Source organism: Microbacterium sp. CnD16-F (assembly GCF_024124465.1).
In the GTDB taxonomy this organism is placed as follows: domain Bacteria; phylum Actinomycetota; class Actinomycetes; order Actinomycetales; family Microbacteriaceae; genus Microbacterium; species Microbacterium gawkjiense.
Genome location: NZ_JAMXSA010000023.1, coordinates 1 through 24,537 on the forward strand (window position 1 = coordinate 1; position 24,537 = coordinate 24,537).

The 24,537-nt window shown below is 72.3% G+C and carries 20 protein-coding genes; 6 read left to right on the plus strand and 14 right to left on the minus strand.

Annotation, left to right across the window (positions count from 1 at the left end):
• Positions 1-110 precede the first annotated feature (110 nt).
• The 10 genes from NH287_RS08125 to NH287_RS08170 form a co-directional block, all read right to left on the minus strand.
• A complete protein-coding gene (locus NH287_RS08125; protein WP_253035194.1) occupies positions 111-1,784 on the minus strand; it encodes an LpqB family beta-propeller domain-containing protein in 1,674 nt (557 codons plus the stop codon).
• Entirely contained in the window at positions 1,781-3,460 is a 1,680-nt protein-coding gene (gene mtrB, locus NH287_RS08130; protein ID WP_253035195.1) for an MtrAB system histidine kinase MtrB, read from the minus strand. Before mtrB ends, NH287_RS08125 begins: the two co-directional genes overlap by 4 nt.
• A 19-nt stretch (positions 3,461-3,479) precedes the next feature.
• Positions 3,480-4,160 (minus strand): MtrAB system response regulator MtrA, encoded by a 681-nt coding sequence (gene mtrA, locus NH287_RS08135; RefSeq protein ID WP_217531226.1) that lies wholly within the window; start codon positions 4,158-4,160, stop codon positions 3,480-3,482.
• 142 nt (positions 4,161-4,302) lie between these two features.
• On the minus strand, positions 4,303-6,642 hold the full coding sequence (gene katG / locus NH287_RS08140) for a catalase/peroxidase HPI (RefSeq protein ID WP_253035196.1): 2,340 nt from the start codon (positions 6,640-6,642) through the stop codon (positions 4,303-4,305).
• Between the two features lie 36 nt (positions 6,643-6,678).
• A complete protein-coding gene (locus NH287_RS08145; protein WP_253035197.1) occupies positions 6,679-7,113 on the minus strand; it encodes a Fur family transcriptional regulator in 435 nt (144 codons plus the stop codon).
• A 62-nt stretch (positions 7,114-7,175) separates the two neighbouring features.
• Positions 7,176-8,633 (minus strand): adenosylhomocysteinase, encoded by a 1,458-nt coding sequence (gene ahcY / locus NH287_RS08150; protein ID WP_253035198.1) that lies wholly within the window; start codon positions 8,631-8,633, stop codon positions 7,176-7,178.
• A 22-nt stretch (positions 8,634-8,655) separates the two neighbouring features.
• Positions 8,656-8,862, minus strand: coding sequence for a DUF3499 family protein (locus tag NH287_RS08155; protein ID WP_064002410.1), 207 nt, complete (start codon positions 8,860-8,862; stop codon positions 8,656-8,658).
• Between the two features lie 51 nt (positions 8,863-8,913).
• Positions 8,914-9,507, minus strand: coding sequence for an energy-coupling factor transporter transmembrane component T (locus NH287_RS08160; protein ID WP_253035221.1), 594 nt, complete (start codon positions 9,505-9,507; stop codon positions 8,914-8,916).
• Complete coding sequence (locus tag NH287_RS08165; RefSeq protein WP_253035199.1) at positions 9,501-10,190, minus strand: ABC transporter ATP-binding protein; 690 nt, start codon at positions 10,188-10,190, stop codon at positions 9,501-9,503. Before NH287_RS08165 ends, NH287_RS08160 begins: the two co-directional genes overlap by 7 nt.
• Positions 10,187-10,807: a biotin transporter BioY gene (locus tag NH287_RS08170; protein ID WP_253035200.1), complete on the minus strand. Its 621-nt coding sequence runs from the start codon at positions 10,805-10,807 to the stop codon at positions 10,187-10,189. The genes NH287_RS08165 and NH287_RS08170 overlap by 4 nt, the downstream gene beginning before the upstream one ends.
• Positions 10,808-10,859: 52 nt before the next feature.
• Between NH287_RS08170 and NH287_RS08175 the strand changes: the two genes are divergently transcribed.
• Both NH287_RS08175 and NH287_RS08180 read left to right on the plus strand, forming a co-directional pair.
• Positions 10,860-11,495, plus strand: coding sequence for a TetR family transcriptional regulator (locus tag NH287_RS08175; protein ID WP_253035201.1), 636 nt, complete (start codon positions 10,860-10,862; stop codon positions 11,493-11,495).
• A gap of 29 nt (positions 11,496-11,524) precedes the next feature.
• Positions 11,525-11,947 (plus strand): metallopeptidase family protein, encoded by a 423-nt coding sequence (locus tag NH287_RS08180; RefSeq protein WP_217531100.1) that lies wholly within the window; start codon positions 11,525-11,527, stop codon positions 11,945-11,947.
• A gap of 12 nt (positions 11,948-11,959) precedes the next feature.
• Here NH287_RS08180 and NH287_RS08185 read toward each other — a convergent pair whose 3' ends face one another.
• From NH287_RS08185 to manA, 4 genes are all read right to left on the minus strand, one after another.
• Entirely contained in the window at positions 11,960-13,348 is a 1,389-nt protein-coding gene (locus NH287_RS08185) for a DUF5719 family protein (RefSeq protein WP_253035202.1), read from the minus strand.
• Positions 13,345-16,185: a glycosyltransferase gene (locus NH287_RS08190; protein ID WP_253035203.1), complete on the minus strand. Its 2,841-nt coding sequence runs from the start codon at positions 16,183-16,185 to the stop codon at positions 13,345-13,347. The genes NH287_RS08185 and NH287_RS08190 overlap by 4 nt, the downstream gene beginning before the upstream one ends.
• 66 nt (positions 16,186-16,251) lie before the next feature.
• Positions 16,252-16,572, minus strand: coding sequence for a WhiB family transcriptional regulator (locus NH287_RS08195; protein ID WP_082886057.1), 321 nt, complete (start codon positions 16,570-16,572; stop codon positions 16,252-16,254).
• Positions 16,573-16,712: 140 nt separating this feature from the next.
• On the minus strand, positions 16,713-17,855 hold the full coding sequence (gene manA / locus NH287_RS08200; RefSeq protein WP_253035204.1) for a mannose-6-phosphate isomerase, class I: 1,143 nt from the start codon (positions 17,853-17,855) through the stop codon (positions 16,713-16,715).
• Positions 17,856-17,947: 92 nt separating this feature from the next.
• Here manA and NH287_RS08205 point away from each other — a divergent pair, with 92 nt between their 5' ends.
• From NH287_RS08205 to NH287_RS15365, 4 genes are read left to right on the plus strand one after another with little or no spacing between them, the layout of a single operon-like run.
• Entirely contained in the window at positions 17,948-19,348 is a 1,401-nt protein-coding gene (locus NH287_RS08205; RefSeq protein WP_253035205.1) for an O-antigen ligase, read from the plus strand.
• Positions 19,345-20,664, plus strand: coding sequence for an O-antigen ligase (locus NH287_RS08210; protein WP_253035207.1), 1,320 nt, complete (start codon positions 19,345-19,347; stop codon positions 20,662-20,664). Before NH287_RS08205 ends, NH287_RS08210 begins: the two co-directional genes overlap by 4 nt.
• A gap of 38 nt (positions 20,665-20,702) precedes the next feature.
• Positions 20,703-23,087 carry a CDP-glycerol glycerophosphotransferase family protein gene (locus tag NH287_RS08215; RefSeq protein ID WP_253035208.1) on the plus strand — a complete coding sequence of 795 codons (2,385 nt, stop codon included), beginning with the start codon at positions 20,703-20,705 and terminating at the stop codon, positions 23,085-23,087.
• Positions 23,088-23,141: 54 nt separating this feature from the next.
• Complete coding sequence (locus NH287_RS15365) at positions 23,142-24,536, plus strand: bifunctional cytidylyltransferase/SDR family oxidoreductase (protein WP_253035209.1); 1,395 nt, start codon at positions 23,142-23,144, stop codon at positions 24,534-24,536.
• Position 24,537: the final 1 nt, after the last annotated feature.

Sequence of the window (24,537 nt, forward strand, 5' to 3'; positions counted from 1 at the left end):
CCGATCTGGGCGGCGGCATCCGCTCAGCCTGCCGCGCCGGCACGCCCGCCCGCCCGCGGGCGGCGCAGAACGAGGAGGGTCTCCCCACCGCGGCGGGTGGGGAGGAGGACTCACCCGGGGAGACCCTGCTGGACGGCGAGGGCCGACACGTCGGAGGCGATCACCTGCCACGAGCCGCGCTGCACATAGAGGCTGCCGTCGGAGGTCAGCAGCCGCGCGCTGCCGCTCTGGTTCCCGGCGGCGATCGCGACGACGTCGTCGGGCGCGCGCACCTCCGTGCCCTGCCCGCCGATCGTCTGCTCACGGACGACGCGCTGATCGCCGTCGACGAAGACGAGGGCCAGCGTCGCGCCGTCGACCCACGCGAGGTCGACACCGCGACCGGCGAGGTTCGCCACGAGCAGCGGCTGGCCGAGCGACACCGGCGCCCCGTTCTCGTCCCGGACGATGCCGGCCACCCAGACGGCCGACCGGCCGCCGCTGCGCACGAGCGCGGCGATCCGGGCACCGTCGCGGGAGACCCGCATCGCGCTCACCTCGCTTGCGCCCACCCAGCCGGACGGGATGGTCTGCGCGGTACCGTCGGGACCGTACGCGACGACCTCCTCCGGCTGGTCCCGCGGCACCGTCCAGATGTAGCCCTCGGTGTCGATCGACGGCTTCGTCATGCCCGGGCGGGTGTCGAGCTCGGTGTACTCGCCGTTCGCGGGCACGCGGAGGATCGCGCCGGAGCCCGTCCGGACCGCCGCCGTCCGGCGTGCGGCATCCGTTTCGACTGCCCGGGCGTCGAGACTCTGCAAGGCCTGCCCGAAGCCGTCGACCTCGTCGAGGTCGTTGCCCGAGAGGAACCCGAACCTGCCGTCCTGGAGGACGAGCGGGCGCGTGTCGACCGCGGTCGAGCGGGTCGGGACGGCGGTCACGTCCAACGGTTCGTCCCCGACGAGCAGCTGCACGTCGAGGATGCCGGCGCCCGCCAGGCTCGCGCCGAGCTGGGTCTTCATGCGCGCGATCGTCTCGCGGCCGAGGTCCCGGATCGCCGGGTCGAACGAGATGCGCGCGACCCCCGCCTCGACGGGCACCGACGGCTGCGCGAGACCCACCTCGCCCGTGAACGCGGTGCGCACGGACTCGGCCAGCCACGGGCTCGGCGTGCCCGACACGAGCGCGGCGGTGATCCGCGTGGCGGCGTTGGTCGACGGGAACCAGCGGACGTCGGGGATCACCGTGTCCCACCCGCGGTCGAAGTAGGCGAGATCGTAGCTCTGGAAGACCGAGGCGAAGCGGTTGGCGTCGAGGACGATGCCGTCGGGCGCCTGGGAGATGCGCCACTGCCCGTCCTCCTGCGCGAGGGAGAAGGCGAACGGGATGCGGCCCTGCTCGGCCGGCTCGTACGATCCGGTGGCGTCGACGTTGGCGACCGGGTCGACCGTGAAGACGATCTCGTTCTCGGCGGGCGAGGAAATCGAGCTCTCCCCCGGACGATAGACGGTGACGTTCGCCTGCGGCTGCCACTGCTGACGGAACGGGGTCGTGAGGAACTCCTGCGCGACCTCCCAGTTCCCGCGGGGGCCGGAACCGGCCGCGACGAACCCCTCGACGATCTGCTGGGGCGTGGCATCCTTCACCGGACCGTCCGGGACGAACGCGAAGTCGGGCGGACCCTCGACCTCGTCGATCGCCTTGCCGACGTGGACGGGACCCCCGAGGGGCAGCCCGGCGCAGGCCGAGAGGACGAGGGCGACGACCACCAGGACGGCGGCACCGAGCGGACGACGGACGGTCACGGGTTCTCCTCCCGGGGCGGCAGGGAGATGGGCTGGGTGAGGCCGAGGTCGCCGAGGGCGGCGTCGTCCCGGGGATCGAGTTCGATGGGCGACGGGCCCGAGAGGTGCTCTCCCGCGTGCCGCGGCAGGGTGAGGACGAAGTGGCTGCCGCCGCCCAGCTCGGACCAGACCTCGAGCGTGCCGCCGTGCAGTCGCGCGTCGCCGAGGGCGATCGAGAGTCCGAGACCCGTCCCGCCGATCGTGCGTCGACGCGACGGGTCGGCGCGCCAGAACCGGTCGAAGACCCGCTCGGCGTCGGCCTCGCTCATCCCGAGACCGAAGTCGCGGACGCCGAGGGCCACGGCGCGCTGGTCGCTGTCGACGGTCACGACGATCGGCCGGCCCTCGCCGTGCTCGATCGCGTTGCCGAGGAGGTTCCGGACGATACGGCGGATGCGGCGCGGGTCCATGTCGACGGGCGAGTAGCCTCCGGGGGCGACCAGTCGCACGTCGCTGCCGTGCTGCTCGGCGAGCTGCGCCATCGACTCGATGACGTCCTCCGCCAGGTGTGCGAGGCTCGTCGGTTCGAGTTCGAGCTGCACCGAGCCGGCGTCGTAGCGGCTGATCTCCAGGAGGTCGGCGAGGAGCACCTCGAACCGCTGCACCTGCGCGTGCAGGAGCTCTGCGGCACGCGCGGTCGACGCGTCGAACTCGTCGCGCTGATCGTTGATCATGTCGGCCGCGAGTCGGATGGTCGTCAGGGGCGTCCGCAATTCGTGCGAGACGTCCGACACGAACCGCTGCTGGACGAGCGAGAGCTCGGCGAGCTCCTTGATCTGCCCCTCGATGCTGTCGGCCATCGCGTTGAACGACCGGCCCAGGGTCGCGAACTCGTCCTCGCCGCGCACCGGCAGTCGGACGCCCAGGTCCCCCGCCGCGAGCTTCGCGCTCGTCTCGGCGGCCTGGGCGATCGGGACGGTCACCGAACGCAGCACGAAGAGCGAGATCCCGCCGATGAGGACGAGCAGGGCGACACCGACGACCCACAGCGTCACCTGGACGAACTGCAGGGTCTGCGCCTCGGACCCGAGGTCGTAGGCGAAGTACACCTCGTAGGCCCCCGCTTCGGGCAGCACCAGTTGCTGACCGACGATGATCCCGGGCGTCTCGCCCCCGTCGGCCTCGGGCAGCCCGATCGACTGCCACCACTGCCGGTCCCCCGTGAGGCGGACGCTCTCGCGCAGCTCGGGAGAGATCATCGACTCCTCGAGACCGCCCGCCTCGAAGTTCTGCGGCGCGATCGCCGACGGCTCGTCGTCGATGCGGAAGACCGCGAGCATCGTCGTCCCGGCCTGCCGCGACAGGATCTCGCGCCGGACCTCGTCCATCAGCACCTGAAGGGCGACCTCGTCGCTGTCGACGACCGCCGCGTCGAACGTGCTCTGCGCCGCCTGCGTCGCGCGCTGCGCGGCATCCTGCACCTGTTCGGCGCGCGACTCGTAGAGGTCGGTGAGGATCGCGAGCGACATCCAGACGAGCGCGACGAGGATCGTCAGCGCCGTGAGGGTGAGGGTCACCGACAGGGTGCGGAAGCGCAGCGAGCGACGCCAGGCGTACTGCACGCGGCGCTGCCAGGACCGCCAGTCGCGCCACGGCGGGACGACGGTGTGCGTGCCGGTGCGGGCGGTCACCGACACGGCGGGGTGCTCCCGGTGGTCACACCGCGGCGCCGGCGCGATAGCCCACGCCGCGCACGGTGGTCACGATCTGCGGGTTGTCGGGGTCGCGCTCGACCTTCGCCCGCAGGCGCTGGACGTGCACGTTCACCAGGCGCGTGTCGGCCTTGTAGTGATAACCCCAGACCTGCTCGAGCAGCATCTCGCGGGTGAAGACCTGCTGCGGCTTGGACGCGAGCGCGACGAGGAGCTCGAACTCGAGCGGCGTGAGGGCGATCGGCGAATCCCCGCGGCGCACCTCGTGGGCCGCGACGTCGACGGTGAGGTCCCCGATGCGCAGACTCTCGGAGCGCGCCTCGGCCGTGGGGCGCAGCCGGGTCTTGATCCGCGCGACGAGCTCCTTCGGGTTGAAGGGCTTGACGATGTAGTCGTCGGCGCCGGATTCGAGCCCGCGAACGACGTCGGCGGTGTCGGTGCGGGCCGTCAGCATGATGATCGGGACGCCGGACTCGGCGCGCACCCGCGTGCACACCTCGATCCCGTCCATCCCCGGCAGCATGAGGTCGAGCAGGATCAGATCCGGACGCTCGTCCCGCCACGCGTCGACCGCGGTGCCGCCGTCGGCGCAGAAGGCGACGTCGAAGCCTTCGGTGCGCAGCACGATGCCGATCATCTCTGCGAGAGCGGTGTCGTCGTCGACAACCAGGATGCGCGATGTCATAGGGCCGATGTCGTCCTTCGGGGTCAGCGGATGCCGGTGCTCCGCCCACGGGTGAGTCCACAGTAACCGAACCGTGACCTGCCCGGCGGGACGACGCACGGCCCGCCCCGGAGGGACGGGCCGTGCGGGTGACCGGCGGGGGTCAGGCGTGGAGGTCGAACCGGTCGAGCTCGGTGACCTTCGTCCACGCGGCGACGAAGTCGCGGACGAACTTCTCCGCGGCGTCGTCCGAGGCGTAGACCTCGGCGAGCGCGCGCAGTTCGGAGTTCGCGCTGAAGAGGAGGTCGACGCGGGTGCCGACACCGATCTCGGAACCGTCCGCCGCCGTTCCGCGGAACGCATGCGATCCGGGGTCGAGCGGCTTCCACGTGGCACCGAGGTCGAGCAGGTTCACGAACACGTCGTTCGTGAGGACGCCGGGCCGGTCGGTGAACACGCCGTGCGACGAGCCGTCCCAGTTCGCCCCCAGGGCGCGGAGGCCGCCGACGAGGACGGTCGTCTCGGGCGCGCTCAGGGTCAGCAGGTTCGCCTTGTCGATGAGGTGGTGCTCGGCGGGCAGGAACGCGTTCGGTCCGTAGTAGTTGCGGAACCCGTCGGCCGCCGGCTCGAGGTAACCGAACGACAGTTCGTCGGTCTGCTCCTGCGACGCGTCGGTACGACCGGGGTGGAACGGCACGGTGACCTCGACCCCGGCATCCTTCGCGGCCTTCTCGACGCCGGCGTTGCCTGCCAGCACGATGAGGTCGGCGAGCGAGACCTTCGTGCCGTCCGTCCGCTCGGCGTCGAAGGCGGCCTTGACGCCCTCGAGGGCGGCGAGGACCGTCTGCAGCTGGGCGGGGTTGTTGACCTCCCAGTCCTTCTGCGGAGCCAGACGGATGCGGGCGCCGTTCACGCCGCCGCGCTTGTCGCTGCCGCGGAAGGTGGATGCCGCGGCCCACGTCGTCGAGACGAGCTGCGACACCGTCAGGCCGGTCGCGAGGATGCGCTGCTTCAGGTCGGCGGCGGCGGCCTCGTCGATCAGCGGGTGGTCCACCGCGGGCACGGGGTCCTGCCAGATGAGCTCCTCCTGCGGCACCTCGGGTCCGAGGTAGCGGGCCACGGGGCCCATGTCACGGTGGGTCAGCTTGAACCACGCGCGGGCGAACGCGTCGCCGAACGCGACCGGGTCGTCCTTGAAGCGGCGCGAGACCGCGTCGTACGCCGGGTCGGTGCGCAGCGCCAGGTCGCTCGTGAGCATGCGGGGCTCGCGGCGCCCGTCGGAGTGCGCGAGCGGGACCATGTCGGCGCCGGCACCGTTCTTCGGCCGCCACTGGTGCCCCCCGCCGGGGCTGCGCATGAGCTCCCACTCGTAGGCGTAGAGGATGTGGAAGAACTCGTTGTCCCACCGGGTCGGGTGGTAGGTCCACGTGACCTCGAGGCCCGACGTGATGGTGTCGTCGCCCTTCCCGGTGCCGTGGTTGTTCTTCCAGCCGAGGCCCTGCTGCTCGAGGCCGGCGGCCTCGGGGTTCGCCTCGACGTTCGTGTCAGGCGCGGCGCCGTGGGTCTTGCCGAACGTGTGACCACCGGCGATGAGCGCGACGGTCTCCTCGTCGTCCATCCCCATCCGCCCGAAGGTCTCACGGATGTCGCGGGCCGACTTCAGCGGGTCGGGCTCGCCGTTCGGGCCCTCGGGGTTGACGTAGATGAGACCCATCTGGACCGCCGCGAGCGGCTTCTCGAGGTTGCGGTCGCCGCTGTAGCGCTCGTCGGCGAGCCACGTCGTCTCGGGTCCCCAGTACACGTCGTCGTCCGGCTCCCACACGTCGGGGCGGCCGCCGCCGAAGCCGAACGTCTCGAAGCCCATGGTCTCGAGCGCGACGTTGCCGGCGAGGATCATGAGGTCGCCCCACGACAGCGACTGGCCGTACTTCTTCTTGACGGGCCAGAGGAGTCGGCGGGCCTTGTCGAGGTTGACGTTGTCGGGCCAGCTGTTCAGCGGCGCGAAACGCTGCTGGCCGGTGCCGCCGCCGCCGCGACCGTCGGTCGCACGGTAGGTGCCGGCGGAGTGCCACGCCATGCGGATCATGAGCGGTCCGTAGTTGCCGAAGTCGGCGGGCCACCAGTCCTGCGAGGTGGTGAGGACCTCGGCGATGTCCGCCTTCACGGCGGCCAGGTCGAGGCCCTCGAACGCGGCCTTGTAGTCGAAGTCCTCGCCGACGGGGTTGCCGACGGCGGGGTTCTTCTTCAGGATGCGGAGGTTCAGCTGGTTCGGCCACCAGACCTGGTTCGCAGACCCCACGGTCGGGTGCGGCTGTGCGCCGTGGTTCTCGCGGTCGGCACCGGGCGCGCCGTGGAAGACGGGGCATCCGTCGGCCTGGTTGGAACGCGGACGGTCCTCGCCGTCGGCGCGCTCGTCGACGGGCGTGTCGATGGGGGTGACGGCCTGGTCGACGTCGGTGGCCTCGGCGCCGAGGGGCTCGGCCTGGGGGTCACGGTCGCTCATGGTGATCCTTCCGTTCGGGGTGTGGAGAGGGGATGGTCAGGCGGCGGTCTCGGCGGCGCAGTCGGCGCAGAGACCCCAGTAGGTGACTTCGGCGGACGCGATGCGGAACCCGCGGTCGTCGGAGGGATGCAGGCACGGAGCGGCGCCGACGGCGCAGTCCACATCCTCCACACGCCCGCACGACGTGCAGACGAGGTGGTGGTGGTTGTCGTCGACCCGGAGTTCGAAGAGCATCGGCTGCCCGGCCGGCTCGATGCGGCGGACGAGGGCCGCATCCGCGAAGTCGTGCAACGCGTTGTAGACCGACTGCCGGCTCGCTTTGGGAAGCTCGTCCGCCACGGCGGCGTAGAGCGCCTCCGCGCTGGCGTGCGGGTGGGCGGCGAGCGCGGCGAAGACGGCACGACGCGACTCCGTCACCCGCAGACCGGCGTCGCGGAGCGCGATGTCGGGGTTCGGGGCGGGATCGGTCATGCCCTCAGTCTAGTTCTTTTTTGATCAGATCAAAAGAGAGTCGAGCCGGGCGTGTCGCGTGGTCAGTAGCGGTAGTGATCGAGCTTGTAGGGTCCGTCGACGGGCACTCCGATGTAGGCGGCCTGCTCGTCGGTGAGCTGCGTCAGCTGCACGCCCAGGGCCGGCAGGTGCAGCCGCGCCACCTTCTCGTCGAGCGCCTTCGGCAGGACGTAGACCCCCGTCGGGTACTCGTCGAGCTTCGTGTACAGCTCGATCTGGGCGAGCACCTGGTTGGTGAACGACGCGCTCATGACGAAGGACGGGTGTCCGGTCGCGTTGCCGAGGTTCAGCAGACGCCCCTCGGACAGGACCAGGATGCTGCGCCCGGTCGGCAGCCGGTACTCGTGCACCTGCGGCTTGATCTCGATCTTCTCGACACCGGGCAGCGACTCGAGCGCGGCCATGTCGATCTCGTCGTCGAAGTGACCGACGTTGCCGACGATGGCGAGGTGCTTGAGGGAGAGCAGGTGGTCGACGGTCACGACGCGGGTGTTGCCCGTCCCCGTGATGACGATGTCGACCTGCTCGGCGACGTCCTCGAGCCGGGCGACCTGGTAGCCGTCCATCGCGGCCTGCAGGGCGCAGATCGGGTCGACTTCGCTCACGATGACGCGCGCGCCCTGGCCGCGCAGCGCCTCGGCGGCCCCCTTGCCGACGTCGCCGTACCCGACGACGAACGCGACCTTGCCGCCGATCAGGACGTCGGTGGCCCGGTTGATGCCGTCGGGGAGCGAGTGACGGATGCCGTACTTGTTGTCGAACTTCGACTTCGTGACGGAGTCGTTGACGTTGATGCCGGGGAACAGGAGCTTGCCCGCGGCGTGGAGCTCGTAGAGGCGGTGCACGCCGGTCGTGGTCTCCTCCGTCACCCCGAGGAGACCGGCCGCGATGCGCGTGAAGCGCTGCGGGTCGCGCGCGAGCGAGCGCCGGAGCGTCTCGAGCACGATGCGGTACTCGGCGGAGTCGGTGGGGCCCGCCTCGGGCACGGCGCCCGCGGCTTCGAACTCGGCGCCCTTGTGGACGAGGAGAGTCGCGTCACCCCCGTCGTCGAGGATGAGGTTGGGGCCGTCGAAGCCCTCCTCCGACCAGTCGAAGATGCGGTCGGCGAGCTCCCAGTACTGCTCGAGCGTCTCGCCCTTGAAGGCGAACACCGGCACCCCCGCGGGCTCGGCGACGGTGCCGGAGGGTCCCACGACGACGGCGGCGGCGGCCTCGTCCTGCGTCGAGAAGATGTTGCAGCTGGCCCAGCGGACCTGGGCGCCGAGGGCGACGAGGGTCTCGATGAGCACCGCGGTCTGGACGGTCATGTGCAGCGAACCGGCGATGCGCGCGCCGGCGAGGGGCTGCGAGGGGCCGTACTCTTCGCGCAGCGCCATGAGACCCGGCATCTCGTTCTCGGCGAGACGGATCTGGTGACGGCCGGCGTCGGCGAGCGAGAGGTCGGCGACGACGTGTTCGAGGGTCTTCACGGGAGTGGGCACGCGCCCATTCTCCCACGCCGGCTCAGACGCGGAGGGTCTCGTGACGCACGACGACCCAGCCCTTGGGCACCGACATCCGAGTGGTGTGGATGGCGCACAGGTCGTGCGCGTGCGGGTCGTTCCCGGCGCCGAGCGGACCGAGGACGGCCATCTGGTCGCCGTAGTCGTAGGTCAGGGTCGTCACGGCCTCGCGGGCGCAGCCCACCTTGGAGCAGAGTCTGTCGAGCATCGCGTCCACGCTATCCGGCGCCTCCCCCGCCACCGGGATGCCGCGCCGGGTTCAGCGGACGCCGCGCGCCGTCAGGGCGTCGCCCAGGTCGTCCGCGTGGCGCAGCGCCAGGACGAGGAACGGGACGACGAACACCCGGATGCCGCGGGCGCCGCGCGCGTGCTGCGCGCTGCGCACCTCGCGCGCGAGACGGGCCAGGGTGGGCACCGTGCCGAGCGCGACGACGAGCAGGAGGGCCGTGCGGGCGGCATCCACCCCCACGCGGTGCAGCGGTCGCAGCGCCCGCTCGACGACGTCGAGGAGGACCGCGACCGGCGTCGTCAGCGACAGCAGGCCCGCGAGGGCGACCGCGGCGACGATGCGGACCGTGCCGACGGCGGCGGCCTCGACACCCAGGAAGAAGCAAGGGATGCCGAAAGCCACGAGGACGAGCCAGCGGAGCGCCCAGACCTGCCGCCCGAGCTCCCGCACCCCGACGCCCGGCACCGCGTAGCACGCGAGGCACAGCACGGACGCCGCCACCGCGGCCGGCCAGACGGGAGGCAGCAGCGAGACGGCGAGGACGAGGATGAGCAGCAGCACGGTCTTGCGTCCGGCGGGCATCCGGTGCCACGGGCCGTCGCCGGAGCGGTACAGCGTCAGCACCGCCACCTCGCGGTGTGTGCGGCGACCACGTCCGGCGCCTCCCCCACCTGGGCGATGCGTCCGTCGTCGACCCGCACCGCGACGTCGCATCGCGCGGCGAGCTCGAGGTCGTGCGTCACGACGACGAGGCGGTGGCCGGTGTCGGCGAGCAGGTGACCCGCGACGAGGTGGGCGTTGCGACCGTCGAGGAACGCGGTCGGCTCGTCCGCCACGACGAGATCCGGCGTCCGCACGAACGCGCCGCACAGGGCGAGGAGCTGCTTCTGCCCGCCCGACAGCTCGAACGCGGGCCGGTCCGCGAGCGGGGTGAGCCCGAAACGCTCCAGCGCGGCGGCGACGCGGGCGTCGCGCTCCGCCCGCGGCAGGCGGTCCGCACGCAACGAGAAGGCGACGTCCTCGGCCACCGTCGGCATGAGGATCTGGGCGTCGGGATTGCTGAAGACGACCGCCACGCGACGTCGGAGGGCCGCGGCATCCCTCGCCGCGTCGAGCCCCAGCACCTCGACGCGGCCCATCGTCGGACGGACGAGCCCGCCGATCAGCCGCGCGAGGGTCGACTTGCCGGACCCGTTGTCGCCGACGATCGCGACGGTCCGCGCGTCCACGGCGAGGTCGATCCCCCGCAGGACGTCGGTGTCGGCCAGCCGCACCGTCACGTCGACGAAGCGGAGCGCGCTCGTCACCGGACCGGCGCCGCCTCACGCGGGGCGGCCGCGCGCGCCCACGTCCGTCGGAACGCGCGCGGATAGCCGCGCACGAGCGCGCCGACGACGACCGTCGCGACGACGGCCTTCGCGAGGTCGCCCGGGACGAACGCGAGGTTCGCGAGGAGGGCCTGGTCCACTCCGATGCGCATGACGAGGCTCTGGATCGGGATGCCGCACGCGTAGACCACGACCACCCCGCCGATCACGACGCCCGCGAAGGTCCGCCACCACACCGGCCGCCGGCCGCCCAGGTGCACGATGAGGCCGATCACGACGACACCGACGAGCCAGCCGACCAGGTATCCCGCGGTGGGGCCGACGAAGACACCTGCTCCCCCGCGTCCGCCCGCGAGCAGCGGCAGGCCGACGGCGACGAGCACGAGCAGCGTGCCGACCGAGACGGCGCCCACGAGCGGTCCCAGGACGGCGCCGGCGAGCATGACGCCGAGGGTCTGCGCCGTGATCGGCACCCCGCCGAAGACGGAGAACGACCCCGGCAGCCCCAGGATCGCGATGACACCGGCGAAGACGGCGGCGCGGGCCAGGTCGGTCGTGTCGAGCCGCGGGGTGCGGGCGGGGTGGTCGTGGGTCATCTCATCCTCCTGAACAGCGTTCACGTGAACACCGTTCAGGTAGGGTAGCGGCATGTCTCCGCGCGATCCAAACCCCCGCGGCGCGCGGCGGTCGAAGGACGACGTCGTCGACGCGGCCCTCGTCCTGCTCGACCGTGTCGGCCTGCCCGACCTGTCGATGCGCCGCCTCGGCGAGGAGCTCGGGGTGCAGCCCAGCGCGCTCTACTGGCACGTCGCGAGCAAGCAGGAGCTGCTGGCTCAGGTGAGCGCCCGCATCCTCGCCCCGGTCGCGCTCCGCGACGGCGACTCCGACGATCTCGAGCGGGCCGCGGTGACGCTCGGGCGCCGCCTGCACGACCGCCTGCTCGCGCACCGCGACGGCGCGGAGGTCGTCTCGAGCTCGCTCGCCCTCGGACTGGTCGCCTCCCCGGTGCACGACGCCCTCCGCGCGATCGACCACTCCCTCGCTGCGGACGTCGTCGCCGACGCGGTCACACACTACGTCATGGGCGTCACCTTCCACGAGCAGCAGCGGCGAGCGGCGGATGCCTGGGGCACCGCGGCATCCACTGTCGCCCTCTCACCGGAGTCGGCCGCCGCACCGGCACCGGACGCCTTCGAGGCCGCGCTCGCGCTGATCGCCCGCGGCATCGCCCCCTGGCGCGCGGACATCGGGCGAGCGCCCGACGCGGCGGCACCGGGCGCCTAGGATGGCGTCATGCGCTGCAAGGGGGATTCGTGAGGCGTCGCGCCCGCACGACCGCACGCCCCGACCGCCACGGCCGGCACGGACGCCTCGACCGCAGCCCGGTCGTCCGGCCGCCGCTGCCGGCCATCGAGACGCGCGCCGAGAAGTTCGACCTGACCGTCACGACGGCCGTCGAGTTCCTGCGCAGCGCCTGGCCCGAACTGCGTGAGGTCCGCTTCGACATCGGATGGATGCCGGACGCCGCCGACGACGACGGCATCCCGCGCTGGGTGGTGCAGTCCGAGCAGAAACGGATCGTGCTGTTCCGCCTGCCCATCGAGCGCCTCGCGCGGCTGCACCGCAACGACGAGCTGCACCGGCGCATGATGATCGAGAGCTGCGTGTTCCGCGCGGCCGCGGAGTACCTCGACCGCGATCCCTGGGACCTCGGTCCCGACCGCTTCCGGTTCTGACCCGCGATCCCGTCAGCGCGGCCGGACCTCGACGGGTGCGGCCGCCGCGTCGGCTGGCACGACCGCGTAGCCCGCGATCGCGTCGGAGGCGGTGAAGGTCACGCTCGCCCGCAGCGTCCCGCCCGCCGGATCCAGGCGGTAGAGCTCCCCGGCGGCGAGGTCGACGGACACCGACCCGCCGGCGGGCACGCGGACCTCGCGCGGCTCGCCCGCCCCGGCGCCGTCCGCGAGCACCGCGGCGACCTCCTGCGGGCCCGGGTTCACGAGCGCGAGCTGCGGACGGGGGCCGTCCGAGACCGCGACCAGTGTGGGGACGCGGACGTCGTCGGCGGTGCCGTACCACGCGAAGTCCGACCCGGCATCCGCTCCCGTGGAGGTGTGCGCGGCGGCGACGACGGGAGCACCCGCCTGCACCTCGACGCGGTAGCGCCCCTCGGGGAGCGTCTCGAGGTCGACCTCGATCGGCACCCCCGCGGTGAGCGCGAGGTCGGTGAACGACGCGGCCGTCATCGACCCGCCCACGGGGGTGACGGTGACGGATGCCGTCGTGTCGTCGGACGGCGCCAGCAGACGGATCGTCGTGTCGGTGTGTTCGTCGCCGCCGCCCACCGCCGAGAACGCCGGGATCGTCTGCTGCATGCGCGGCAGTCCGGTGGCGCCGCCCTGGTCGACGCCGACGGGGACGAGCGTCCGGGTGAGCATCGACTGGAGGGCGGCCTGCACCGGTGCCTGGCTCGCGGAGACGAGGACGACGGGGCTCGCCTCGTTCAGGGCGAGCGCCGCGAGGGGGACGATCCGCTGCTCCCCCGCGGGGACGAGGATGTTCGTGCCGGCCTCCGGGGCGGTGCGGCCCTCGGCGCCGAACACCGTGAGATCGACCCGCGACGCGACGTCGCCGGGGTTGGCGATCACCACCAGGTCGGCGGCGCCGGTGAGACCGCTGCCGGCGGCGAGCCAGGTCTCCATGGCGGGCGGGGCGCACGTCGACGCGGCGAAGCCGGCGAGGTCGTCGGCTGCGACCCGGGCGGACTGCGCGGCGGCCAGGTCCGCGCGGACGCGGTCGACGGGCTCGGCGGAGAACGACGGGATCGGGTCGGCGCCCTCGATCGCCGAGGCGATCTCGCCGGGGACCGGTTCGGGCGACCCGGCGGCTGTGCCCGACACGATCCTCGCGCCCGCGGCGACCTGCAGGGCACCCGGGTCCTCGACGTCACGCCCGACCGCGACGAGCGGACCGTCGCAGGAGAGGACGGAGGTCGCGGGCTCGGGTCGCGTCGTGATCGACAGCGTCGAGCGCTCGACGCCCTGCCACGGCGTCGTGATGACGAGGAACGCGCCGGCCACGACGGCGAGGCTCACGATCGCCCCGACCCCGCGGCGGACGGTCCGCGCCGCGATCACAGCCGGACCCCTTCGCCGATGATGCGCGGATGCCGGCGCCCGGCGCGCAGGCTGGCGCGGGTCGGGACGGCGAGCAGGAGCGCGACCACGATGACACCGAGCTGCAGGAGGGCGACGCGGATCGAATGCGGACCTGAGGCGTCGTCCACGGTGCGCTCGGAGATCGTCCCGTCGACGCTCCACAGCGCCCCGCGCGCCGTCTCGCCGACGCTGACGAGGTCGGCTCGCTGATTAAGCAGGTTCTGCGCGCCGAGGCGGGCCGCGCGCGCGACGTCGCTCTCCCCCGGCGCCTCCTCGAGCAGCACGTACGCGATGCCGTGCCGGGCGAGGTCCGCCACGACGTCACCCGTCGCGGTGGAGACCAGGTCGGCGGTCACGTGGGCGAGCTCGCGGTCACCGGCGGTGAGCGCGGGGCGCGTGGACTGGACGGTCGTCTGACCGCCGAGGGTCTCGCTCGCTCCCCAGACGACGGCGGCCGAGTAGGCGGCATCCGCCTGGACCGTGAGGACCAGCGTCGCCGTCTGCTCGCCGTCCCGCTCCCCTTCGCTGCCCGCCGTCTGCACGTAGGCGGGCAGGGTGCTGGCGGGCCCGTCCGTGAGGGCCGCGTCGCCGCGGATCACCGCGGTCAGGGCCGGGACGGCGCCGATGGCGAGGAACGCGATGACGAGGGATGCCGCCACCGGCACGAGCGCGTCGACGCGGCGGAACCCGTCGAGCCCGGCGACGGCGGCGAGGAGCAGGCCCGCCCACGCGAGCGAGAGCGCGCTCCCCGGCCAGATCGCGACCGGTCCGGAGCTGCCTGCCGTCAGCGCGATGCCGGAGGCCAGGACCGCGGTCGCGACGCCGAGGCCCGCCGCCACGAGCGCGAGCGAGGCGGGGAGGAGCCGGCCGAGGGCCGGGCCCAGCAGCGCCAGCACGAGCACGGGTGCGGTGAAGGCCGCGACCCACCATGCCCGGCCGTCCTCGCCGAGGAACTGCAGCCAGCCGGCGCCGTCGGTCGACGGGTAGCCGAAGGCGAAGAGGATCTTCGGCAGCAGTCCGTCGGGGTTGCCGGCGACGGCCAGCGGGCGCCCGGGGTCGGCGAACACGGCCAACGGGTCGCCCCTCGTCAGATGGTACCAGACGAGGGGGAGGAAGACGGCGACAGAGGGGATCACGAGCCAGATGATGCGGCCCGCCCCGCGGCCCCGCCGCACGACGATCGCGAGGATGAGGGCGACGAGCCACAGCGCACCGAGCGCGGGGGCGAGCGACGGCGCGCACGCGACGACGATGACGAGGAGGATCGAGGCGAGACCAGCGCTGCTCCAGGAACGACGCGCCGCGGTCGCCGTATAGACGAGCCACGGCAGCGCGAGATGGAGGATGACGGCCGCCGGCCGCCCCTCGACGAGCGCGACGAGGAAGGTCGGGGCGACCGCCCAGGCGAACGCGACCGTGCAGCGCAGCACCGAGCGCTCGGTCACGCGGGTGGCCGCGAACCAGCCGCCGAGGGCGGCCAGAGGCAGCGCGAGCAGCCACAGGATCACGAGAGCGCGCGAGGGCGCGAGCGGCGAGAGCGAGCCGATGAGCGCGACGACCGCCGCGAACGGATCGGCGGGCCCGACGGTGTCCCATCCGAGCGCACGCGGCCCGTAGGCGGCGTCGGTCCAGAGCGCGAGGACGCCGCTGCGCAGCGGCGCGAGTCCGCCGCCGCCGAGGACCGGCCACGCCAGCAGGGCACTGAAGGAGAGGAGCGACGTGGCCAGGGCGCCCAGCACGACCCACGCCCCGCCGCCGCTGAAGAACCGGAGCTCCTCGCGCGGCGCGGTCGCGGCATCCGCTTCGTCTTCGAGGCGTTCGCGCAGGTCCCGTCGACCGATGCGCAGCTGCGCGAGGGACAGCCACGACGTCGTGCGGGTCCGGCGGATCGTGCGGCGCGCCCGGATGACGGACGCGAGTCCGACCAGGACCGAGACGGATGCCGCCCACTCCGGACCGATCCTGCCCGGGTTCTTCGCGACGAGATGACCGAGGGTGCGCCACAGGGCCAGTGGCAGGAGTGACAGCCAGTGCAGAGGGACGACCGGGGCGGGGGCGTAGACGAGCCGGCGGTGCAGTTGCGCTTTGCGCACCGCGTAGAGCCGCCGGCCGCGCGCACCCGCGGAGCGCGCCGTGGGGGTACCGGCGACACCGTCTCCTGCGACGGCGACGATCGCGGTCGGTGCGAGAGCGACGCGCCCGCCGGCCAATCGGGCGCGGATGCCGAGGTCGAGACCTTCGTCCGCGCCGGCGAGCCCCGGGTCGACGCCCCCCAGCGCCTGCCACACCTGGGCACGGACGAGGACGCCGCGGATGTCGGAGCCGAGGACGTCCTCGCCGGCGTCGTGCTGGCCCTGGTCGAGTTCGCCGTCGGCGAGTCCGACGGTACGGCCCGTCCGCGTCAGGGTGACGCCGAGCGAGACGATGCGGGTCGGATCGTCCCAGGAGACGAGCTTGGGCGCCGCGAGGGCGACGGACGGCGCGGTCTCGAGGGCACCGGCCAGCCGGGCGAGGGCATCGGGGGCGGGGGCGGTGTCCTGCGCGAGCAGCCACACCGCGTCGCCCGAGATGCGACGGCCGGCCAGACGCAGGGCCTCCGCGAAGCCGGTGTTCCGGCCCGCGACGATCACCGCCTCCGCACCGGACTCGGAGGCGAGGCGCGTCAGGGTCTCGTCGGGTCCGCAGAGGACCACGGTGAGCACGTCGGCTCGCCGCGTCTGGGCGGCGAGCGCGCGCAGCGTGCGGCTCAGATGGAGATCCGTGGGGCCTCGTCCGTGGGGGCGGACGACGAGGATCGCGTGTACTCGGGCGGGCATGACCAGGTCAGCCTAGGTCGCGACCCGCCCGACTCGGGGAGGACGGACGGGGTGGCGCGGATCGCGTCAGGACGCGCGACGCTTGAGCTTGCGGCGCTCGCGCTCGCTCAGTCCGCCCCAGATGCCGAAGCGCTCGTCGTTCTGGAGCGCGTACTCGAGGCATTCGCCGCGGACGTCGCACGACGTGCAGATCCGCTTGGCGTCACGCGTCGAGCCGCCCTTCTCGGGGAAGAACGCCTCGGGGTCGGTCTGTGCGCAGAGCGCATCGGCCTGCCACGCGAGCGCGGTGTCCTCGTCGGTCTCGACACGCCGGCGGACACCGGGCACCCCGAGGTTCACCGGGTCGACGAACCAATTCTCGGGAACGCCGGAACGGTAACCCGTCATCTTGCTCTCCCACCTGTAGACACTCGCCGCGGTGCGGCCGATGCCTAATTACACCCGTGTGATTCGCTCCGGTCAAGTCGCAAATCGTAAACCCTCAACCGGTGATTGAATCTTCTTGACGCTCCCGGCGTGTCGCCGCGTCAGGCGGGTCGGCCGGGCTGAGCGAGGTAGGCGACCCCGTCGCCGGACAGGGCGATCGACGTTTCGTCCTGGGCGTACGCCGCCGTCCCCGGCGTGAGCGTCACCTCGCGCTCCGCGGTCCCGACGGTGACCTCCCCCGACACGGCCAGGACGATCGCGGGACCGCCGAGCGGCGCCTGCACCGGCGCGCCGGCGAGGACGTGACGCGTGAGCAGGAAGTCGGGGACGCCGGCGTCGAACACCTCGCCCTCACCCTCCGGCACGGGTGTCAGCAGCGGCGCTGGTCCCGGTTCGGTGTCGACGATCCGCAGGAGCTCGGGGACGTCGATGTGCTTCGGGGTGAGACCGCCGCGCAGGACGTTGTCGCTCGCGGCCATCAACTCGACGCCGAGACCGTCCTGGTAGGCGTGCAGCACACCGGCCGGGGCGAAGACGGCCTCCCCCGGACGCAGGGCGACGAGGTTCATGAGGAGCGCGACGACGATGCCCGCGTCCCCGGGGAAGTCGCGGACGATCGCGCGGAGGACGTCGAGCTCCTGCGCGAAGCCGGGCACGACCGCATCCGCCACGGCATCCGACACGTCGCGGACGACGTCCTCGGCGCGTCCGGTGAGCACCTCCTCGATCACCCCGCGCAGGGCGGCGGACGCGTCGGTCGCCGTCAGGGCGGAGCGCAGACGGTCGACCCCGGCGGCATCGCCCAGTCCGTCGAGGAGCCGGAGGGTGTCCGCGACGGGGCGGAGACCGACGAGCGCGCGGAACGGATCGCTCAGCGCCACGATGACCTCGGGCTTGTGGTTGTCGTCGCGGTAGATGCGGTCGCCGGCGTCGCGCGGGACCCCGGCGGCCTCCTCGGCGGCGAAGCCCGCCTTCGCCTGCGCGAGGTCGGGGTGGGCCTGGATCGACAGTGACGACGAGGCGGCGAGGATCTTCAGGAGAAAGGGCAGCGGCGGCTCTCCGGCCGCCGCGCGCGCCTCGGGCAGGGACCGCCCGTCCCCCAGGCGGGCGGGGCTGCCGGGGTGGTCGCCGAACCACACCTCGGCCTCGGGGCCGCCGGTCGGCACCCGCCCCTGCAGGTCGGCGATCGCGGACGGGGATCCCCAGGCGTAGTCGCGGGGCTCGTTCGAGAGGGTCTCCAGCACGCGATCAGCCTAGGGCGTGCGGAGGAACGACCAGGCAGCAGGAAGCACAAGGCAGCAGGAAGCACAGGGCCGCGCGATACCCTTCTGTCACCATGGCCGTCCATTCCTCGCACCCGGTCTCGGCGCCGCCGGCCGCCCCGCCGCGCGAGCGGACGAGCCACATCCTCCTGCGGGGCTGGTGCATCCTTCTGCTCGTCATCACCCTGTCGGGCACGGCCCTCCCTCTCGCCTTCGGCATAGAGGTCGCCGCGGGCATCGGGATCGTGAGCTTCCTCGTCTCGGTCGTGCTGTGGGTGACGATCCGCCCGCGCGTGCAGTGGCGCCGACTGCCGTGGTACGCGCTCGCCTACCTCGCCTTCGCCGTCCTCTCCCTCCTCTGGTCGCACTGGCCGGACGCGACCCTCGCCACCGTCGCCCTCCTCATCGTGACGACGGTCGGCGCCCTGTTCGTGGGCGCCGTGCTCACCTGGCGCGAGGTCGTGCGCGCCCTGGCATCCGCTCTGAAATGGATGCTGGCGCTGTCGATCCTCTTCGAGCTCTGGGTCAGCCTCGTCTGGATCGGCCCGATCCTGCCGCACTTCGTCCGCCCCGACGGGCCCGTCGACGATCCGATCGTGCTGTGGTCTCGCGACAACCTGCTCGACGGCGGGCGGATCCAGGGCGTCTTCGGCAACGCCAACGCGCTCGCCTACGTCGCGCTCCTCGCCATCGTCGTCTTCGCCATCCGGATCGCCTCCCGCGCGCCTCGGCGCCCGGTCCTCGTGCTGTGGATCCTCCTCGCGGTGTACCTTTTCGTCCGGGCGGGGTCCGCGACCGCGACCGTGTCGGCCGTCGCCGTCGTCGTGGTGCTCATCACCGTGCTGGTGATGCGCACGACGACCCGGGCCGGCGAGCGCACCCGCTACTACCTCGTCTACGCGATCGTCGCCGTGGGCGGGCTGCTCGCGGTCTGGGCGCTGCGAGACCGCGTCTTCTCGGCGCTCGGGCGTTCGAGCGACCTCACCGGCCGCGAGTCGATCTGGGAGAAGGTCCTCGATCGGGCGGTCGAGCACCCGGTGATCGGCTGGGGCTTCTCCACGCCCTGGATCCCGACCGAACCGGCATTCGACCGCTGGATCGTGGACCACGGTCAGACCGTCATGCAGGCGCACAACATGTGGGTGGACGTCTTCCTGCAGCTCGGCGCCGTCGGCGTCGTCCTCATCGCCGCCGCGTACGTCGCGTTCGTCTGGCGGTCGTGGTTCTTCGCCGTCGACCGCCCCCGGTGGGACCTCGTGGCGGACCGGCCGTACACCGCGGTGACGCTGCTCCCGACCCTCACGGGCGCGATCCTCCTCGTGCAGGGCCTCGCCGAGTCGACGCCGCTGCTGAACTGGGGATGGTTCCTGCTCATCCTCTTCGCGTTCAAGATCAAGCAGGCGCCGCTGGTCGGCCGCGGACCATCCGAGGAGCGCCTCATCGGCGAACAGGGCGACAGGCCGACCGAGCGATGAGGACCGTGCGCGCGCTCCCCCGGCTCATCGCCGCGCTGCAGACCCCCGACGTCGCCGCCGCCTACACCCTCGTCACCGTCGGCGCCCTGTTCTCCACCCATGCGCTGCGCCAACTCATGGGCAACGCGGGGTACGGCGCCGTCCTCAGCGGTCTCTGCCTGATCGGCGCGGGGATGATGATCGCCCGCCGCGCGGAGCTCCGCCTCATCCACCTCATCCCGACCACGCTCCTGATGCTCCTGCTCTGGCTCATCATCACGGCGGGGTGGTCCGCGTCGCCCTCGGCGACCCTGACGGGGTGGCTGCAACTGGGCGCCCCGACCTTCCTCGCCGTCGTCGTCGCCCAGTTCCGCGACACGCTCCAGACCGTGCGCGCCACCGGCGACGTCCTGCGCGTGCTGCTCGGCGTCTCGCTCGGACTCGAGATCCTGAGCGGCATCCTGCTCGACCTGCCCATCGCCTTCCTCGGCATCGCCGGCAACCTCGCCGACGGGGGTCCCGTCCAGGGGATCTTCGGCACGCGCACCGTCCTCGGGGTGGTCACGATCATCGCCCTCGTGACCTTCCTCGTCGAATGGCGCACGCGATCGGTGAGTGCGGGCGTCGCGATCGGGTCCGTCTCGCTCGCGGCCGTCCTGGCGATGTTCACCGCGTCCCCCATCGTCCTGGGGATGGTCCTCGTCTCGGGCGCCGCGACGGGCGCGCTGGCCGTCCTGCGTCGCGTCCCCCTCCACGTCCGCCCGGTCCTGCAAGGGGTCCTGGCCGGCGTGGTCGTCGTGGGGCTGGTGCTCGTCTACATCTTCCGCCGACCGCTGGTGTACTGGCTCAACGCGGAACCCGACTTCTTCACCCGCTCCCGCCTGTGGAACGTGATCCTCGACATGTCGGCGCTGCGTCCGGTCCAGGGATGGGGGTGGGTCGGCACCTGGCCCGACCACCTCTCCCCCTTCACGTACATCCGCCTCGTCACCGGCCGCCCGCATGCCTCGGCCCTCAACGTCTGGATGGACGTCCTGCTGCAGGCGGGCGCCGTGGGGGTCGTGCTCCTCGTCGCCTTCGTCGGCCTCGCCCTCGCCCGCGCGTGGGCGACGGCGAGTGAGCGGCGTTCGACGGTCTACGTGTGGCCGGCCCTGGTCATCATCGTGCTCCTCACCGACTCCGTCGTGACGAGCTCCCCCCTCGGCGGCTTCGGGTGGTTCCTCCTCGTGCTGTGCGCCACGCAGGCGTCCCTCGTCCGCGGCTGGCGGCGCGAGCGCCCCCTGCCCCCGGATGCGTCGGAGCGTCCCGACACGTTCGGGCTCGGAGCACCGGCTTAGAATCGAGCGACACCCGCCACGATCCAGGAGGTTCCACCGTGCGATCACTTCGCAGGCGTCTGCGAGGGAACGCCTTCCTGCAGAGGTGGCGCTTCGGGCTGTGGATCGCCCTTTACGCCCTCGCCTCGCGGATCGCGCGCGTCCAGCAGGGACGCACCCTCTTCCTCTCGGACTCCCGCCGGGGCTTCTCGGGCAACATCGCCTTCCTCCGCGACGAGATCCGACGCCAGCGGCCGGACGCGAAGGTCGTCGGCATCTTCAAGGGGAGCCTCGCCGAGCGGCGCCCCCTCCGCGACTCGCTGCGACTGCCCTGGGAGCTGGCCCGCGCGCAGACCATCGTCCTCGACGACTACTACCCGATGATCTACCCGTTGCAGCTGCGTCCCGAGACGCGTCTGCTGCAGGTCTGGCACGCCGCCGGTGCCTACAAGAAGGTCGGCTGGAGCCGCGCGGGCCTTCCCGGCGGCCCCCTCCCCGGGTCCGTCGCGCACCGCAACTACACGGATGCCACGGTGAGCTCGGAGGCGATCCGCCCCGATTACGCGGAGGCGTTCGACATGGACGTCGCGCGGGTCCACGCGCTGGGCGTGCCGCGCACCGACGTCTTCTTCGACACCGACCTGATCGCGCGCAGCGCCACCGAGGTCCGCACCCGCCTCGGCATCCGACCCGAGCAGCGCATCGCCGTGTTCGCGCCGACCTTCCGGGGCAACGGCCAGCTGAGCGCGCACTACGACGTGGACTGGGTGCCGTGGCTCCGGCTCGTCGAGGAGTTGGGCGAGGAATGGGTGGTCCTCGTCAAGCTGCACCCGTTCGTCGCGCGCGCCACCGCCGGAATCCCGTCGCACGAGCGGATCCTCGACGTCTCCGCGGAACGCGAGCTCAACGATCTGCTCATGGCGGCCGACGTCCTCATCACGGACTACTCCTCGGCGATCTTCGAGTTCTCCCTGCTCGGCCGCCCGATGGTCTTCTTCTGCCCCGACGTCGAGGTCTACGCCGCGGAGCGCTCGTTCTACCACCCGTTCGAGGACTACCTCGCCGGTCCCCTCGTGACCGACGGCGCCGACCTCGCCGCCGCCGTCCGTGACGCGCGCGCCGGCGCCGACCTCGCCGCGTTCCGGGAGCGGTTCATGTCGGCGTGCGACGGCCGCTCGACCGAGCGCATCGTGCGCGAGATGATCCTCACTCCCCGTGAGGTCCACGACCGCCCCACGATGCTCGACACTCCCCCCGTCGCGCCGACCCGCATCGACGGCCCGGTCGGCCGGCACGTGTTCGCGGCCCGCGTCGCGCGGACGGTGCTCGGGGTCTGCTACGCGCCGCTCAAGCTGCTGCCCACCCGACGCAAGGTGGTGATGATCAGCCGGGAGCACCCCGAGGAGACCGACGACTTCATCGACCTGCGGACCGCGATCGCCGCCATGGACCCGTCCGTCTCCGTCGTGTCGCTCGTGCGGATGGTACCGCCCGGCCTCCTCCGCAAGATCGGCTACGCCGGGCACCTGCTGGTGCAGATGTACCACGTCGCCACCGCGCGCGTCCTGGTCGTCGACACCTACTCCATGGTCGCGAGCATGCTGCGGCACAAAAACGAGCTGAGCGTCATCCAGATCTGGCACGCTCTCGGAGCCTTCAAGAAGTTCGGTCTCAGCATCCTCGGTACAGGCGAAGGACGCGATGCGCGCCTCGCGCAGGCCATGCGGATGCATGCGGGGTACGACCTCGTGCTGGCCAGCGGCGAGGCGTGCCGCGCGCCGTACGCCGAGGCGTTCGGCACCGACGAGAGCCGGATCGTGGTGGCTCCCCTGCCCCGCGTGGACCGCCTGCGCGACGAGGAGCTCACCCGTCGCACGCGCGAGCGCATCTACCGCCGGCATCCGCATCTGCGGGACGCGCGTGTGGCCGTGTTCGCCCCGACGTTCCGGATCGAGGACACCGCCATGTCCGCCCCCGACGACGTCGTCGCCGCCCTCGCGGCGATCGGGGTCCACGTGGTCGTGAAGCTCCACCCCCTGATGACGCTCCGCGGGAGCGCCGTCGACACCGCCGAGGGCTTCTCGACGCAGGAGATGCTGACCGTCGCCGACGTCTTCATCACCGACTACTCCTCGACGCTGTTCGAGGCGGCCGTGCGCGGCATCCCCACCTACTTCCTCGCTCCGGACCTCGACGAGTACCTGGCGACCCGCGACTTCTACCTCGACTACCGGCGCGACCTGCCCGGCCCCGTATGCACCACCGTCGGGGAGCTCGCGGCCGCCGTCGAGGCCGACACCGCGACGACGACGGATGCCGCGGCGTTCGCCGCACGCTGGGTCGCCGAGACGGGCGCCGCCACCGGGCACCCGTGCACGGAACGGATCGCGCGACTCGTGCTCGACCGCGTGGCCGGCAGGGGGCCCGCAGAGCCCCTCGCATAGGATGGTGCGGGCGTGCCAGCGCACGCCCGCACCGACTCACGAGGAGCCCTCGCCGTGACCACAGCCCGTACCGTCGCCGTCGTCCTCGCGGGTGGCATCGGAGTCCGGGTGGGTCTCGGCATCCCCAAGCAGCTCATCAAGATCGCGGGCAAGGCGATCGTCGAGCACACGCTCGAGGCGCTCGAGGCCAGCCCCCGCATCGACGAGATCATCATCATGATGAACGCGGCCGCGATCGGCGAGCTCGACCACCTGCTCGACACCGGCCGGTTCACGAAGCTCAGCCGCATCCTCCCCGGCGGCGAGACCCGCAACGACACCACCCAGCTGGCCATCGCCGCGCTCGAGGGCGACGACACGAAGGTCCTCTTCCACGACGCGGTCCGTCCCTTCATCGACGACCGCATCATCGAGGACTGCGTGCGCGCCCTCGACACCTACGAGGCCGTCGACACCGCCATTCCCTCGGCGGACACGATCATCCAGGTCGACGCGGATCGGCTGATCACCGGCATCCCGGACCGTTCTCTGCTCCGTCGCGGACAGACGCCGCAGGCCTTCCGCCTCGGCACGATCCGCAAGGCGTACGAGATCGCCGCGACCGATCCGCACTTCCGCGCGACCGACGACTGCGGCGTCGTCTTCACCTATCTGCCCGACGTCCCCATCTACGTCGTCGACGGGACCGCCGAGAACATGAAGGTGACCGAGCCCATCGACGTCCACATCGCCGACAAGCTCTTCCAGCTGCAGTCCGCGAGCCTGTCGCTCGAGAGCATGACGACGGTCCCCGACCTGTCGGGGAAGTCCGTCGTCGTGTTCGGCGGCAGCTACGGGATCGGTGAGAGCATCGTCCAGCAGGCGACGGATGCCGGGGCCACGGTCCACGAGTTCAGCCGGTCGTCGACGGGTACCGACATCCGCTCCGCCAAGGCCGTGCGCGCCGCCCTCGCCGAGGCGCACTCCCGGAGCGGTCGGATCGACGTCGTCATCGTGACCGCGGGCGTGCTGCGCATCGCTCCGCTGGTGGAGAGCCGCAAGCGGGACCTGAAGGACACGATCCAGGTGAACCTGATCGCGCCGGCTGTCGTGGCTCGCGAGTCGCACCCCTACCTCGCCGAGACGGCGGGGCAGGTCGTGCTGTTCACCTCGAGCTCGTACACCCGTGGACGGGCCGGCTACAGCGCCTATTCGGCGACCAAGGCGGGTGTCGTGAATCTCACGCAGGCCCTCGCCGAGGAGTGGGAGGCGTCCCGGGTGCGCATCAACTGCATCAACCCGCAGCGCACCCGTACCCCGATGCGGACGCAGGCTTTCGGCGAGGAGCCGGTCGACAGCCTGCTCGACCCGGCCGACGTCGCGCGCGTCACGTTGAACGTGGCGGCATCCGACCTGACGGGTCAGATCGTCACGGTCAACGTCGCCGCGATGCGCAACGCCGGGGGCTGAG